Origin of the sequence: Rhodococcus sp. P-2, assembly GCF_016598535.1 — a bacterium.
Taxonomy (GTDB): domain Bacteria; phylum Actinomycetota; class Actinomycetes; order Mycobacteriales; family Mycobacteriaceae; genus Rhodococcus_F; species Rhodococcus_F baikonurensis.
Window position 1 is genome coordinate 1,877,982 of the sequence record NZ_CP066779.1, and the last position, 12,849, is coordinate 1,890,830.

At 62.1% G+C, this 12,849-nt stretch carries 15 protein-coding genes; 8 read left to right on the top strand and 7 right to left on the bottom strand.

Annotated features, from left to right (window positions below; translation table 11 throughout):
- Positions 1 to 3: 3 nt before the first annotated feature.
- A complete protein-coding gene (locus tag I7X09_RS08865; protein ID WP_200316422.1) occupies positions 4 to 1,002 on the top strand; it encodes an SDR family oxidoreductase in 999 nt (332 codons plus the stop codon).
- On the top strand, positions 999 to 2,801 hold the full coding sequence (fadD11, locus tag I7X09_RS08870) for a fatty acid--CoA ligase FadD11 (protein WP_200316423.1): 1,803 nt from the start codon (positions 999 to 1,001) through the stop codon (positions 2,799 to 2,801). Before I7X09_RS08865 ends, fadD11 begins: the two co-directional genes overlap by 4 nt.
- Here fadD11 and I7X09_RS08875 read toward each other — a convergent pair.
- From I7X09_RS08875 to I7X09_RS08895, 5 genes are all read right to left on the bottom strand, one after another.
- Positions 2,777 to 3,862 carry an ATP-binding cassette domain-containing protein gene (locus tag I7X09_RS08875; RefSeq protein WP_200316424.1) on the bottom strand — a complete coding sequence of 362 codons (1,086 nt, stop codon included), beginning with the start codon at positions 3,860 to 3,862 and terminating at the stop codon, positions 2,777 to 2,779. The two genes, fadD11 and I7X09_RS08875, sit on opposite strands and share 25 nt — an antisense overlap.
- On the bottom strand, positions 3,859 to 4,668 hold the full coding sequence (locus tag I7X09_RS08880; RefSeq protein ID WP_095968803.1) for an ABC transporter permease: 810 nt from the start codon (positions 4,666 to 4,668) through the stop codon (positions 3,859 to 3,861). The genes I7X09_RS08875 and I7X09_RS08880 overlap by 4 nt, the downstream gene beginning before the upstream one ends.
- On the bottom strand, positions 4,665 to 5,474 hold the full coding sequence (gene modA / locus I7X09_RS08885) for a molybdate ABC transporter substrate-binding protein (protein ID WP_095968802.1): 810 nt from the start codon (positions 5,472 to 5,474) through the stop codon (positions 4,665 to 4,667). The genes I7X09_RS08880 and modA overlap by 4 nt, the downstream gene beginning before the upstream one ends.
- Positions 5,475 to 5,564: 90 nt before the next feature.
- The gene (locus I7X09_RS08890) at positions 5,565 to 5,960 is read right to left on the bottom strand and encodes a TOBE domain-containing protein (RefSeq protein ID WP_200316425.1); all 396 of its coding nucleotides are present in this window, start codon (positions 5,958 to 5,960) and stop codon (positions 5,565 to 5,567) included.
- 125 nt (positions 5,961 to 6,085) lie between these two features.
- Positions 6,086 to 6,664 (bottom strand): carboxymuconolactone decarboxylase family protein, encoded by a 579-nt coding sequence (locus I7X09_RS08895; RefSeq protein WP_200316426.1) that lies wholly within the window; start codon positions 6,662 to 6,664, stop codon positions 6,086 to 6,088.
- A 135-nt stretch (positions 6,665 to 6,799) separates the two neighbouring features.
- Here I7X09_RS08895 and I7X09_RS08900 point away from each other — a divergent pair, with 135 nt between their 5' ends.
- Both I7X09_RS08900 and I7X09_RS08905 read left to right on the top strand, forming a co-directional pair.
- Entirely contained in the window at positions 6,800 to 7,990 is a 1,191-nt protein-coding gene (locus I7X09_RS08900) for a pyridoxal phosphate-dependent aminotransferase (RefSeq protein ID WP_200316427.1), read from the top strand.
- Complete coding sequence (locus tag I7X09_RS08905) at positions 7,987 to 8,997, top strand: AraC family transcriptional regulator (protein WP_095968801.1); 1,011 nt, start codon at positions 7,987 to 7,989, stop codon at positions 8,995 to 8,997. Before I7X09_RS08900 ends, I7X09_RS08905 begins: the two co-directional genes overlap by 4 nt.
- On the opposite strand, the gene I7X09_RS08910 is transcribed toward I7X09_RS08905, so the two are convergent.
- Entirely contained in the window at positions 8,994 to 9,419 is a 426-nt protein-coding gene (locus I7X09_RS08910; RefSeq protein ID WP_095968800.1) for a VOC family protein, read from the bottom strand. The genes I7X09_RS08905 and I7X09_RS08910 overlap by 4 nt on opposite strands.
- 57 nt (positions 9,420 to 9,476) lie before the next feature.
- Positions 9,477 to 9,917, bottom strand: coding sequence for an Lrp/AsnC family transcriptional regulator (locus tag I7X09_RS08915; protein WP_020970517.1), 441 nt, complete (start codon positions 9,915 to 9,917; stop codon positions 9,477 to 9,479).
- A 79-nt stretch (positions 9,918 to 9,996) separates the two neighbouring features.
- On the opposite strand from I7X09_RS08915, the gene I7X09_RS08920 reads away from it, so the two are divergent.
- The 4 genes from I7X09_RS08920 to I7X09_RS08935 all read left to right on the top strand — a co-directional run bounded on the left by I7X09_RS08920 (position 9,997) and on the right by I7X09_RS08935 (position 12,838).
- The gene (locus I7X09_RS08920; RefSeq protein ID WP_200316428.1) at positions 9,997 to 10,734 is read left to right on the top strand and encodes an AzlC family ABC transporter permease; all 738 of its coding nucleotides are present in this window, start codon (positions 9,997 to 9,999) and stop codon (positions 10,732 to 10,734) included.
- Positions 10,727 to 11,056: a branched-chain amino acid transporter permease gene (locus I7X09_RS08925; RefSeq protein ID WP_095968798.1), complete on the top strand. Its 330-nt coding sequence runs from the start codon at positions 10,727 to 10,729 to the stop codon at positions 11,054 to 11,056. The genes I7X09_RS08920 and I7X09_RS08925 overlap by 8 nt, the downstream gene beginning before the upstream one ends.
- Before the next feature lie 140 nt (positions 11,057 to 11,196).
- A complete protein-coding gene (locus I7X09_RS08930) occupies positions 11,197 to 12,333 on the top strand; it encodes a HoxN/HupN/NixA family nickel/cobalt transporter (RefSeq protein ID WP_200316429.1) in 1,137 nt (378 codons plus the stop codon).
- A gap of 130 nt (positions 12,334 to 12,463) precedes the next feature.
- Positions 12,464 to 12,838, top strand: coding sequence for a hypothetical protein (locus I7X09_RS08935; RefSeq protein WP_200316430.1), 375 nt, complete (start codon positions 12,464 to 12,466; stop codon positions 12,836 to 12,838).
- The last annotated feature ends 11 nt before the right edge of the window (positions 12,839 to 12,849 follow it).

Consider the following 12,849-nt stretch of genomic DNA (forward strand, 5'->3'; position numbering starts at 1 on the left):
GCAATGACGAGACGCTTGTCCGCAATTGCGGGGACAGTCCGCGATCTGGGTATTCCACTGCCCGGACGCCGAATCGACTACGACGTCGCCGGAAAGGTCGTTCTGATCACCGGTGGAGGCGACGGTATCGGTTCCGCGCTGGCGCGCACTCTTCACCGGCGTGGGGCCACCGTGGCGCTGGTCGACGTCAACGAGAGTTCATTGGCAACGGCCGAGCGCTCATTCGAGTCACAGCGAGTCGTGACGGTGACGGCCGATGTCCGAGATCGGGACGGCATGACCGCAGCCGTGCAAACGATCATCGAGCAGCTGGGCAGAATCGACGTCGTGGTGGCCAACGCCGGAATCACCCCTCCCCCGGCAACGTTGCGCCAGATCGATCCCGACGCCTTCGATCGAGTAATCGACGTCAATCTCACCGGTGTCTTCAATACCGTGCATCCGACGATCGACGAGGTGATCCGGAACCAGGGGCACATCGTCGTCGTCTCGTCGGCTGCGTCGTTCGCCCCCGGTTTGGGCGGAGCGTCGTACATGATCAGCAAGGCGGGTGTCGAAGCACTCGGGCGGGCACTGCGTTTGGAAGTTGCCGGCTACGGCGCCACCGCCGGCGTCGCGTACTTCGGGATGGTCGACACACAACTTGCGCGGGCAACACTCGACGACGACGAGATCGGGCGCAAACTCGACGCTCGACTACCTGGTCCCCTCCGTCATCGAATCTCCCCGGACCGTGCCGCCACGGTGATCGCCGACGCGATCGCGCGCCGCGCCGGCCGGACCCTTGCACCGGCAGCCTGGGAACCCTGGGCGTGGGGACGCGGATTCGTCAACGTCCTGGCCGACGGCTACCTGGCCGGGGACAAGCAAGCACATGAACTGATCCGCGAACTCGAAGCCAGAACCACCTCAGCAGTACCGACAAACACAGTAGTTCCGACAAACACAGCAGTTCCGACAAACACAGCGGCCCCGACGAATGCAGCCAGGAGAACATCATGACCACGTTGTGTGCAGCCTTCCAACGAGTGTCGGCTGTAGCGCCCGACGCGGTGGCCTTACGTGACATCGGCGACGCGCGAACACTGACGTGGCGCGAGTACGCCGAACAGGTACGCGAGGTTGCCGCGGGATTGGCCGGAATCGGCGTGGGACATGGCGATACGGTTGCCTTGATGATGAGCAACCGGATCGAGTTCTACCCGATCGACGTCGGCGCCCAACACCTCGGCGCGACGTCTTTCTCCGTCTACAACACGTCGGCACCCGAAGCCATCCACTACATCCTTGCCAATTCCGGTGCGCGAGTTCTCGTCTGCGAAGCCCAGTACGTGGATACCGTTCGCCGATCCGGAGCCACACTCGACACGATCGTGGTAGTCGACGCGCAATCGCATGTCCACCAGCCTGGCACCGTGACCTTGGAGCAGATGAAGGCCTCTGCCGCATCAGATTTCGATTTCGACGGCACCTGGCGTGCGGTGAAACCGAACGACGTCGCCACGTTGATCTACACCTCCGGCACGACGGGCAACCCCAAGGGCGTCGAGACGACTCATGGGTGTCTGTTGTTCGAAACCAACGCCGTCAGCGCAGTCCTCCCAGTCGAATTCGGTGACCGCATCACGTCGTACATGCCGTCGGCGCACATCGCGGATCGACTCACCTGCCTGTACATGCAGATGGTGTTCGGCACCCAGATCACCGTCGTATCGGATCCCGGCCAGGTGGCTGCCGCGCTCCCCGATTGTCGCCCCACAATCTGGGGCAGCGTCCCCCGCGTGTGGGAAAAGCTGAAAGTTGCCGTCGAATCGGCCGTCGCCAACGAACCGGACGATGCGCGTCGGGCTGCGTTGAAGTGGGCACTCGACGTCGGCCGCACTCGTCTCGCACACCTGCGGGCTGATGAATCCGTCCCCGCCGAACTGGAAGCGGAGTACTCCCGAGCCGATGCGATGGTTCTCTCCGCTCTGCGTGCGAAACTCGGCTTTGCCGACCTGAAGTGGGCAATTTCCGGTGCAGCGCCGATTCCGCCGGAGACCTTGGCATTCTTTTCAGCCTTGGGAGTTCCGATCTCGGAGATCTGGGGAATGTCCGAGCTGACATGCATCGCGAGCACCGCTCCGGCCGAGCCGACCAAGCTCGGAACCGTCGGAAAGCTGCTCCCAGGCATGGAAATGCGCATCGAGGCGGACGGCGAGCTGCTGGTTCGAGGCCCGCTGGTCATGAAGGGGTACCGCGGCGAACCGACGAAGACGGCCGAAGCGATAAGCGCAGACGGTTGGCTCTCGACCGGAGACATCGTCACGGCCGACGCAGACGGATACCTCACCGTGATCGATCGGAAGAAGGAGCTGATCATCAATGCGTCGGGAAAGAACATGTCACCCGCCGCCATCGAGACAGCGGTGAAGACGTCGTCGTCGTTGATCGGTGAGGTCGTGGCGATCGGCGACGGACGGAAGTTCAACACCGCATTGATCACGCTCAGCGCCGACGCCGCGGTCGAGGCGGCGCGCGCACTGGGACTTGCGGTCGACGCCGCAGTACTAGCCAAGGACGCTCGGGTCGTCGACATCGTCGCAACTGCTGTCGCCGAGGGAAACTCGCGCCTGTCGAGGGCCGAGCAGATCAAGCGATTTCGCGTACTCACCACGTTCTGGGAACCTGGTGGCGACGAGCTGACACCGACGATGAAGCTCAGGCGCAAGCCGATAGCCGAGAAGTACGCGCCCGAAATCGCGTCACTCTATGCGGATTCGAATGCAGAGGACGTTTACGAGCCGGCGCCCTGCGCATAGATCAGTGTCTCGGTGGCCTTGACCACAAACGTAGCGGCCGATCCCGGAACCAGATCGAGCTCGGCCGCTGCGCTCGCCGTGATGTCGGCAGACAAGCCCGGCTGGCCCGCGTCGTCCTCGGCTCGGACTCTGACGACATCGCCTCGGTTTTCGATCTCCGCGATCGTGACTGCAAATGCGTTTCGGGGGCTGCCGTGCGGCGGATCCAGGTAGACCGAAACTGCTCGCGGCTCGAAGACCGCCACGGCGGCACTGCCCGCCGGTAGGTCGGTCTCCATCCGGCCCGCAATATCCACCCCGGTCGGACTTCTGAGCACTCCGTCTCCGCTCATCGTGCCGCTACGCAAATTGATCCCGGCGATGCGTGCGGCGAAGGCACTACGCGGGCGGGTCAGAACCGTTCGTACGTCACCACGTTCGACGACCCGGCCACCGTCCACGACGACGACCGTGTCGGCCAGCGCCAGTGCGTCCAGAGCGTCGTGCGTGACGAGCACGGCCGTACGATCCCCGGTCCGGAGCACTCGGCGCAGCAACGACCGCAGCGCGGGAGCAGAGGCGACATCGAGCGCGGACATCGGTTCGTCGAGTAGAAGCAGTTCGGGTTCAGCAGCCAATGCCCTCGCCACTGCGACCCGTTGCGCTTGGCCGCCGGACAGCTGTGAAGGCCTGCGGTCAGCCAAATCGCCGGCGTCGACTGCGTCCAGCCAATGGCGCGCAGACTCGGCGGAATCGCGACGCGACCGCCCTGCACTGCGCGGCGCGAACGCCACGTTCGCAGCCGCACTGAGATGGGGAAAGAGAAGTGCCTCTTGCGCGAGTAGAGCAGTGCCGCGCCGATGCGGCGCCAACGCGACTCCCCTACCGGTATCGGTGAGAACACGGGAATTGAGTTCGATCAACCCACGCCGCGGATGATGTAGTCCGGCAACCGCCGCCAGTACCGTCGACTTGCCTGCGCCGTTCGGTCCGAGGATGGCGGTCACCTCACCGGCCGCGACGTCGAACGCCGCGACGACATCGCGCTCCGGAATCTCGATGTCGACGTGGAGGCCACTCATAACGAACCCGCCGATCCGCGTCCACGCACCGCAACCACGATCACCACCGCGACCACGACCAGCACCAGCGAAAGCGCCACCGCTGCATCAGGATCGGTCTCACGCTGGAGATAGATTTCCAGGGGCAGAGTACGCGTGACCCCTTGCAGACTTCCCGCGAACGTCAGCGTTGCACCGAACTCCCCCAAAGCGCGCGCGAAAGCCAGCACTGCCCCTGACACCAGACCGGGAAGCACCAGCGGCAGAGTCACCCGACGAAGCACCGTGGTGGGGCGGGCTCCGAGCGTCGAGGCTACGGCCTCGTATCGCGTTCCCGCAGTGCGTAACGCACCTTCGAGACTGACGACGAGGAACGGCAGCGCCACAAACGTCTGCGCCAGAACCACCGCGGTTGTCGAGAATGCTATCTGGATGCCGAGCACTTCCAACTGCTCACCGATCAACCCTTTGCGGCCGAACGTGTACAGCAAAGCGATACCGCCCACCACGGGCGGCAGAACCAGCGGGAGCAGAATCAACGATCGAAGAACTGACAGTCCCCGAAAGCGGCTGCGTGCCAACACCGCCGCCATCGGTACCCCGAACAGAATGCACAACAGCGTGCTCATCGCCGCTGTCTTCAAACTCAGTTTCAGCGCGGCAACCGACGATTCGGAAGTCACGAGTTCCCAGAACTGCGACCACTGCACGGTGGCAAGCATCGCGGCCAAGGGAGCGATGACAAACGCCCCGCCGATCAGCGCGGGGAGGTAAATCCATACCGGCAGCCCGAGCGGGGCGCGGACTGCCGGTCGTAGGCGTGTCACGGAGCAGCGAATCCCGCGTCACTCAGAACTGCCAGGCCCTTGGGCCCCTTCACAAGGTCGACGAACTTCGTTGCCGTTTCCGAATTCTTCGAATCCTTCAGCACCGCGATCTGGTACAGGTTGACCACCGTGGTGGCTTCCGGGAACGCTACGGTCTGCACCTTGTCGCCGGCGGACTTCGCGTCGGTGACGTAGACGATGCCGGCATCGGCCTGCCCGGACGTCACCTTGTTGAGAACGTCCGTCACCGAGGATTCCTCACTGACGGGCGAGAGGGTCTCACCGGTGGCCGTCTCGACCTTCTTCGTAGCCGCACCACAAGGGACCTGCGGAGCGCAGATCACCAGTTGCGTCCCGTCCTTCGTCAGGTCGGCGAAGGACGCGATGCCCTTCGGGTTGCCGGGCGGCACAACGATCGTCAAGGTATTGCTCGCGAAGTCCGACGGCGACCCCGCGACGACGCCGGCATCGGTGGCCTTGGTCATGTTGGCGGCATCGGCCGAGGCGAACACGTCAGCCGGTGCACCCTGCGTGATCTGGGCGACGAGATCCGATGACCCGGCAAAGCTGAAAGTGACCTTGGAACCGGGGTTCTCGGACTCGAACTCAGTACCGAGTTCGGTGAAGCTGTTCTTCAGTGACGCCGCCGCGAAGACGGTGATGCTTCCCGTGGCACTCTCGCTCGAGCTTGTTGTGGTCGGAGCGGCCGACGACGTCTCCGACGACGAATTGTCGGAGGAACTACAACCAGTCACCAGGGCAAGCGAAAAAGCGCCTGCTGCAACAAGTCCGACTACACGCTTCACGGATTTCCTCCAGTATGTTCAGTACTACGGTGTTTGCAGAGTTGCCAGGTTTTCAGAGTTACGGCGTTTCAGGGTTACGGCGTTTCAGAGTTACGGCGTTTCCACGATGACCGTGGTGGCCTTCACGATTGCGACGCCGATACTCCCGACCTCGAGTCCGAGCTCCCGAACCGCGTCGGTACTCATCAACGAGACGACGGTGAAGGGCCCACACTGCATTTCGACCTGTGCCATCACCATGTCGGTGACGACCTTGGTGACGAGACCGGCAAACCGGTTGCGGGCCGAACTCGCGCCCGTCAGCGGATCGGCCGGAGCGGGTCCGGCGTTGGACCGGGCGAAGCCCGCCAACTCGGCGCCGTCGATGACCTTGCGGCCGGAGTCGTCCGTCGTCGCGGTGAGAAGCCCACCGTCGACCCACCGTCGAACGGTGTCGTCACTGACACCGAGCAGACCGGCAGCTTCGCGGATTCGAATGTTGGGCACCAGGTGATCGTAGGTCGCAAGTGCGGACCTAACAAGCCGAAATGCTCCGCAGATGCGTGAACTAGTCAATCCTGATCACGTATCTGCGGAGCATTGTCGATAGTTGCCGTAGACGAGTCAGCGCATCATTCTTCGGCCCAGGGCACGCGGCAGGAGTCGGTGCTGAACCCTTGCTCGGTGATCCCCAATGCCGAATACATCCGGGCGCGCATGTTTTCGAGCCCGATCTGATAGGTCAGTTCCACGACGCCCGCCCGCCCGAACCTGCGCTCGAGATCCGCGACCTGCTCGTCCGTCACTCCGTTCTCCCCGTGGGGGTCGCCGGTCATGGAATCGGCGTAGGCGATCGCGGCCCGCTCGTCCTCGCTGTACTTCGGTGAATCGCGGTAATTCGCGATCCCTTTCAGCTTGTCGATGTCCAAACCGTCCAGGCGCGAGAGCATCGTCCCGAAGTCGACACACCACGAGCAGCCGACGGTCCAGGCGACGCGATAGACGGCCAGTTCACGAATGTTCGACGGCAACACCTTCGACGCCTTCTGCACGGCCATCTCGTGACGGGCAGCGGCGACGAACAGTTTTCGGTGATTGGCCAGGACGGCGAAGGGCTCGGGGACTTCGTCGTACTGCCTGGCGGCAAATTTGTATGCCACTTTGATCAACGGACTGGCTTCTGACGGTGTCACTGCGGGAATGCGAGTCATGGCAAGCCTCCGTTTGTTCTGGGGCACCGGATTCGATGCTCTCTACAGAGTTGGACGACGGCGGCGATTCAAACGTGACAAGCACCGCGCCCGAGCGGATGTGAGGATGCGGTCTCAGCCGACTAAGCTGCAAAGATGCCTTCGACGCCCCGCAACCGCACCGTCTCGCGTCTGCAGCCGTTCGCATCCACGATCTTCGCCGAGATGACAGCGTTGGCCACCCTTCACGACGCGGTCAACCTCGGTCAGGGCTTTCCGGATACCGACGGTCCTGCGGCCATGCTCGAAGTAGCGCGGCGAGCCATCGCCGAGGGCGTCAACCAATACCCACCCGGCCCGGGCATGCCCGTGCTGCGGCAGGCCATTGCTGAGGATCGGCGCGTCCGCTACGGACTCGACAGTGACCCCGACTCCGAAGTTCTGGTCACCGTCGGCGCCACCGAGGCGATCAGTGCTGCGATTCTCGGACTGGTCGAACCCGGCGAAGAAGTAGTGCTGATCGAGCCGTACTACGACTCCTATGCAGCATCTGTCGCATTGGCAGGCGCTGTGCGTCGCACAGTTCCGTTGGTAGCCGCGGGAGACGGATTCGCGGTCGATCTCGATGCATTGCGCGGCGCGATCACCGCCAAGACGAAGATGTTGATCGTCAACAGTCCTCACAACCCCACCGGCACCGTGTTCACCGATCACGAACTTCGAGCGATCGCCGAACTCGCGTGCGAACGCGACCTGATCGTGTTGAGTGACGAGGTCTACGAGCACTTGGTCTTCGACGGCCTCACCCACACACCGATGGCGTCGCTCCCGGGCATGCGTGAGCGCACCGTCACGGTGTCCAGTGCCGCAAAGACTTTCAATGTCACCGGCTGGAAAACCGGCTGGGCGATCGGCCCCCGCGAGCTCATCGACGGTGTTCACGCAGCCAAGCAGTTCATGTCGTTTGTCGCCGGTGCACCATTTCAACCTGCCGTTGCGTATGCGCTGACCAACGAACAACCGTGGGTGGTCGAGCTTCGGCAGAGCCTGCAAGGCAAACGGGACGTACTCGGCAAAGCACTGACCGAAGCCGGTTTCACCGTGCATTCCGGCGGCGGCACGTACTTCCTTCTCGCAGACATCAGGCCGTTGGGTGAGACCGACGCGGGAGATTTCTGCCGCGCGCTTCCCGAGCGTATCGGCGTCGCAGCCGTACCGGTCGACGTGTTCGCGGACAACCGCGACGATTGGAAGCACCTGGTGCGCTTCGCCTTCTGCAAACAGGATCACATTCTGTCCGAAGCAGCGCGCCGTCTCCACCTGCTCCAAGGAGCAGCACACCCATGACAGCGCGGACAATCCCGACCGCATTCGTCCACCGCTACCTCGCGTTCTCGCCGGACAATCACGTCGATTTGTCGGGTGCACTGCGAACTGCCGGGATCGACCTCGAGACTTTGTCCGACCCTCGCGCCCGACTCACCCCGACACAAGTCACCACCTTCATCCAATCCACTTGGCAGATCACCGACGACGAATTGTTCGGCCTCGGATCAGCTCCGGTCCCCCGCGGCACTTTCCGATTGATCTGCCTGACGCTGATCCACTGCCCAGATCTCGGATCGGCCTTCGATCGAATGTCCGACGTGATCCGCGCACTGCCGGCGCTCGCCCCACTGTCGATCGAGAAGGGCGAGGAAAGCACTCGGGTGAGTTTTGCCGTCCGAGCTCGCGAAGGTATCGCCGAACCTGATGTAGCAGAACGTGTTACCACCGATTTCGTCCTGATATTGCTGCACCGCTTTTCCGCGTGGCTGATCGGGAAACGCGTCCGCCTGCGGGCCGTCGAATTTCCTTACTCGGCACCGGATGCGCGGTTGGCGCAGGACTACGACTACATCTTCGGAGCACCCGTCACCTTCGGCGCGCAGCGAGCGGCACTGGAGTTCGACAACTCGGCAATGCGTGCACCGATCATCCAAACCGAGGAGACATTGGAGGAGTACCTCCGAGAATCTCCGATTCAGCTTATGTCCGAACGCGATTACGACAGCACTGCGTCGGCGCAGGTGCGACGGGTCCTGGAACTCGGGGTGAAGGGTCGAACCTCCACCGCCGAGGAGATCGCCGAGATGCTCTCGATCAGTGTTCCCCACCTGCGTCGACTACTGCGGCGCGACGGAACGTCACTGAATCAGCTGCGCGAGGAAGTACTCCGCGACGTAGCCATCGCCGGTCTGCGACGCGGAGAATCCGTCGAAGTACTCTCGGCGCGATTGGGATTCTCCGAACCCAGCGCCTTCCGTCGGGCCTTCAAACGATGGACCGGCGACACTCCGAGTTCGTACCGTTAGCTGACACAGAACTCGTTTCCCTCGGGATCGGTCATCGTGATCCACACACTCGGCCCCTGTGCTCCTCGATGCAGGATCGTCGCTCCGACCTTCTCGAGTTGCGCTGCGACATCCTCGCGCTTGTCCCCCACGCGTATGTCGAAATGGAGTCGGTTCTTCACTGTCTTCGATTCCGGAACCAGTTGGAAGAGAACGCGCGGACGTTCAGGATGCTCCGGATCGCTGATGGCCGCACCTTCGCGCCAGACGAGAACTCCCTCGAAGGTCGTGGTGTCGGATTCCTTGGCGTGACCAGCAGCAACGAGGCCCCTGATGAAGTCTTCGTCGCTAGGCTCCGCTGCCCACCCGAGTGCTGCGGCCCACCACTTCGCTTGTTCGTGCGGGTGCGCCGAATCTACTGTGACTTGAAATTCGTATCCCATGTTCCGACGTTAACGCCGACCACCGACACGTGGCGCAGGTTCGGGTGAGCCCGGGCGTCAGTCGACGCTCTTGATGGTCTTCATGGTGATCAGCGACGTCACCCTCGAGACAGCCGGAAGCCCGCTGAGCTTGGTGACCATGAAGTTCTCGTACGTCGCGAGATCTTTCACCGCGACGCGGATGAAATAGTCGGGAATTCCGAACAGTCGCCGACATTCGATCACTTCGTCGAACGCCGCGACCTGGGATTCGAAGTCTTCGATGGTGGCCTGGTCATTGACTCCGATCTCGGCGGTGACGATCACCTGAAATCCTCGACCGAGCGCTTCCTGACTGACGATCGCCCGGTATCCGGTGATGATTCCGTCGGCTTCGAGCTTTTTCACGCGGCGCAGGCAAGGCGAGGGCGTCAGACCCACCAGATCGGCCAATTCGGTGTTGGTCAAACTAGAGTCCTGACGAAGGTGAAACAAAATTGCGTCATCCATGGCATCCATCGCACTATTATTGCGCACTGTTCACTATGTGGGCATTATGAGCAATCGATCACCTCGATCTTTGTTATAGATTTGCGTCGTGATCGAACCAGCATCGTCGACGGCCGCAACTGCCGTCGAACTCCCGCCGCGAACCCCGGCGTGGCGGCACGCCTTCCAGCTGTCGCTGCCGGTCGGATTTGGCCTGCTCCCACTCGGGATCGCACTCGGTGTTCTTGTGGTCCAACAGGGCCTCAGTCCTTGGTGGGCAGTCGCTTTCACCTCGCTGATCTACGCAGGATCGCTGGAGTTTCTCGCCGTCGGAATGGTCGCGGCCATGACACCACTGCCGTACGTCGCACTGACCGCACTGCTGGTCAACTTTCGACATGTCTTCTACGCCTTGAGTTTTCCGCTGGAAAAGATTCGAAATCCCTTCGCTCGCTTCTACAGCATGTTCGCACTGACCGACGAGGCCTACGCGATGTCGGTGACTGCCGATCCCCGGACGCTCACCGGTCGCACCATCGTCTACTCGCAGCTGTACCTGCACGCCTACTGGATCGGTGGTGCGGTTCTGGGCGCGACTGCAGGGCAGTGGATTCCGGACTCGATCGTCGGTCTCGACTTCGCCCTGACCGCGCTGTTCGTCGTCCTCTCGATCGAAGCGATTCGTGCACAGAACGGATTCGCGGTGCCGGTCGCCGCGGTCACCTGCGCTCTGGTCGCCCGGCTAGCAGCGCCGGAGCACATGCTGCCAATTGCGATGGGCGCCTTCGTGCTCTTCCTGATCGGCCGCTTCGTCTACGACTCACGAAAGGCGAAGATCGATGCCTGACACCTCGTACATCTTTGCCGCCGTCGCCGTCATGGCCGTGGTCACCTTCGCGCTGCGGGCGATACCGTTTGCCGCGCTCATGCCACTGCGCTCCTCCGCCTTGGTCGGCTACCTCGGCATCTACATGCCGGCAGGCATCATGTTGATCCTCGTCATGTATTCACTCAAAGGGGTGTCGATCACCGCCCCTTCTCACGGCCTACCCGAACTGATTGCAGTGTGCGCCACGATCGCCGCGCACCTGTGGCGAAAGAATGCCGTCCTGAGCATCGTTGTCGGAACGACGATCTACGTCGCGCTGGTCAACACCGTGTTCGCCTGAGCATTTCCCATCGACGAGCAAAATATCTTTACTCCCGAATGGGCAATTTGTAACCTCCAGGCGCTTATCTGAACAGTTGAACACTTATACGATTTCAGTAGTGTGGCCGCCGGCCGCGACTGAAAGATCGGTGAGGTTCGATGTCCACGACAATGACCACGACGGGCACTCGAATCGCCGGTGCCTGGCACAGTCTGGATCGAGGCCAGCGTCGAAGCATCATCGGGATGACCGTCACCGTCGTTGCACTCAACGTCGTCGGGTGGGCAGTTCTTCTCGGTCTGGTCGTGCCCGGCCACTACACGATCGAAGGCAGTGTCTTCGGCATCGGACTCGGTGTCACGGCGTACACGCTCGGCATGCGCCATGCGTTCGACGCCGATCACATCGCCGCTATCGACAACACCACTCGGAAGTTGGTGGCGGACGGCAAGAAACCGATGTCCGTCGGGTTCTGGTTTTCGCTCGGACATTCGACCATCGTCTTCGTTCTCGTCGCCCTGTTGGCTTTGGGTGTGCGGCAACTGGCCACCAGTCTTTCCGACGACAACTCCGATCTGGAGAAGTGGACCGGCTTGTTCGGCACAACCATTTCCGGCACGTTCCTGATCTTGATCGGAATCCTGAACCTCGTCTCTCTCATCGGGATTCATCGGGTGTACACCAAGTACAAGGCCGGCACCTTTGACGAGGAACAACTCGAAAAGGAACTCGACAACCGCGGTGCCCTGAACAAGATCCTCGGCCCGGTCATGAAGATGGTCCGCAAGCCCTGGCACATGTACCCGGTCGGCCTACTGTTCGGATTGGGATTCGACACCGTCACCGAAGTCGGACTTCTGGTGATCGCCGGCGGCGCGGCGGCGACAGGGCTCCCGTGGTATTCGATCCTCGTCCTACCGATACTCTTCTGCGCCGGGATGTCGCTTTTCGACTCCATCGACGGATCGTTCATGAACTTCGCCTACGGTTGGGCGTTTGCCCAACCGGTGCGAAAGATCTACTACAACATGGTGATCACGGGGCTCTCGGTGGCAGTAGCCCTGTTGATCGGGACCCAGGAAATCATCTCGATCTTCACCGACAAACTCGACATCCACGACGGCGTTCTCGGCGCAATCGGAAACCTGGATCTCGGCGCAATGGGCTTCATCATCGTCGGACTCTTTGTCGCCACCTGGGTGATTGCTCTACTCGTGTGGCGGTACGGCCGCATCGAAGAACGGTGGCAGGCACAATCCGTTGCCGCCGCCTCACCCCGATCGCCCGCTGAATAGTTTCTCGATTTGAATCTCCTGGTGGGCACGTTCAGCGGCTTTCACTTACTTATCGGAAGGCGCATCCTGCGGAGTTGGTGAGATGCAATAGTGGAGCTCGTAGAGCAACAGCCCCGGCGAGGAGCAAACAGTGCAGGTACGTCACGCGGTAGCGGGTTTGGCGATCACGGGACTTGTTCTCGCAGTGGCAGGCTGCGGTAGCAGCGACGACAAAGCTGCCGAAGGACCAGGCGTCGCCGTGGCGGCGGAAACCACACCGGCTCCCGACCGGGTGACCGTGCACCGACCTGGCTTCATCGACACCAGCATTTCCCCGTTCGACGTTCCCGCATGGCCGGGTCCGCACCCCACCGAATTCCTGCGGCCCAACCCGCCGTCGGGCGAGAGCGGTGAAATCGTCGGCAACCAAGCTGCGGCAACGTACTCAGCCTCGCTCGACAACCCCGACGCACTGTGGAATGTCGGTGGCACGGTGGAGTGGCTGGTTGTCGATCCGCTTCGGTGAATACGCGAGCA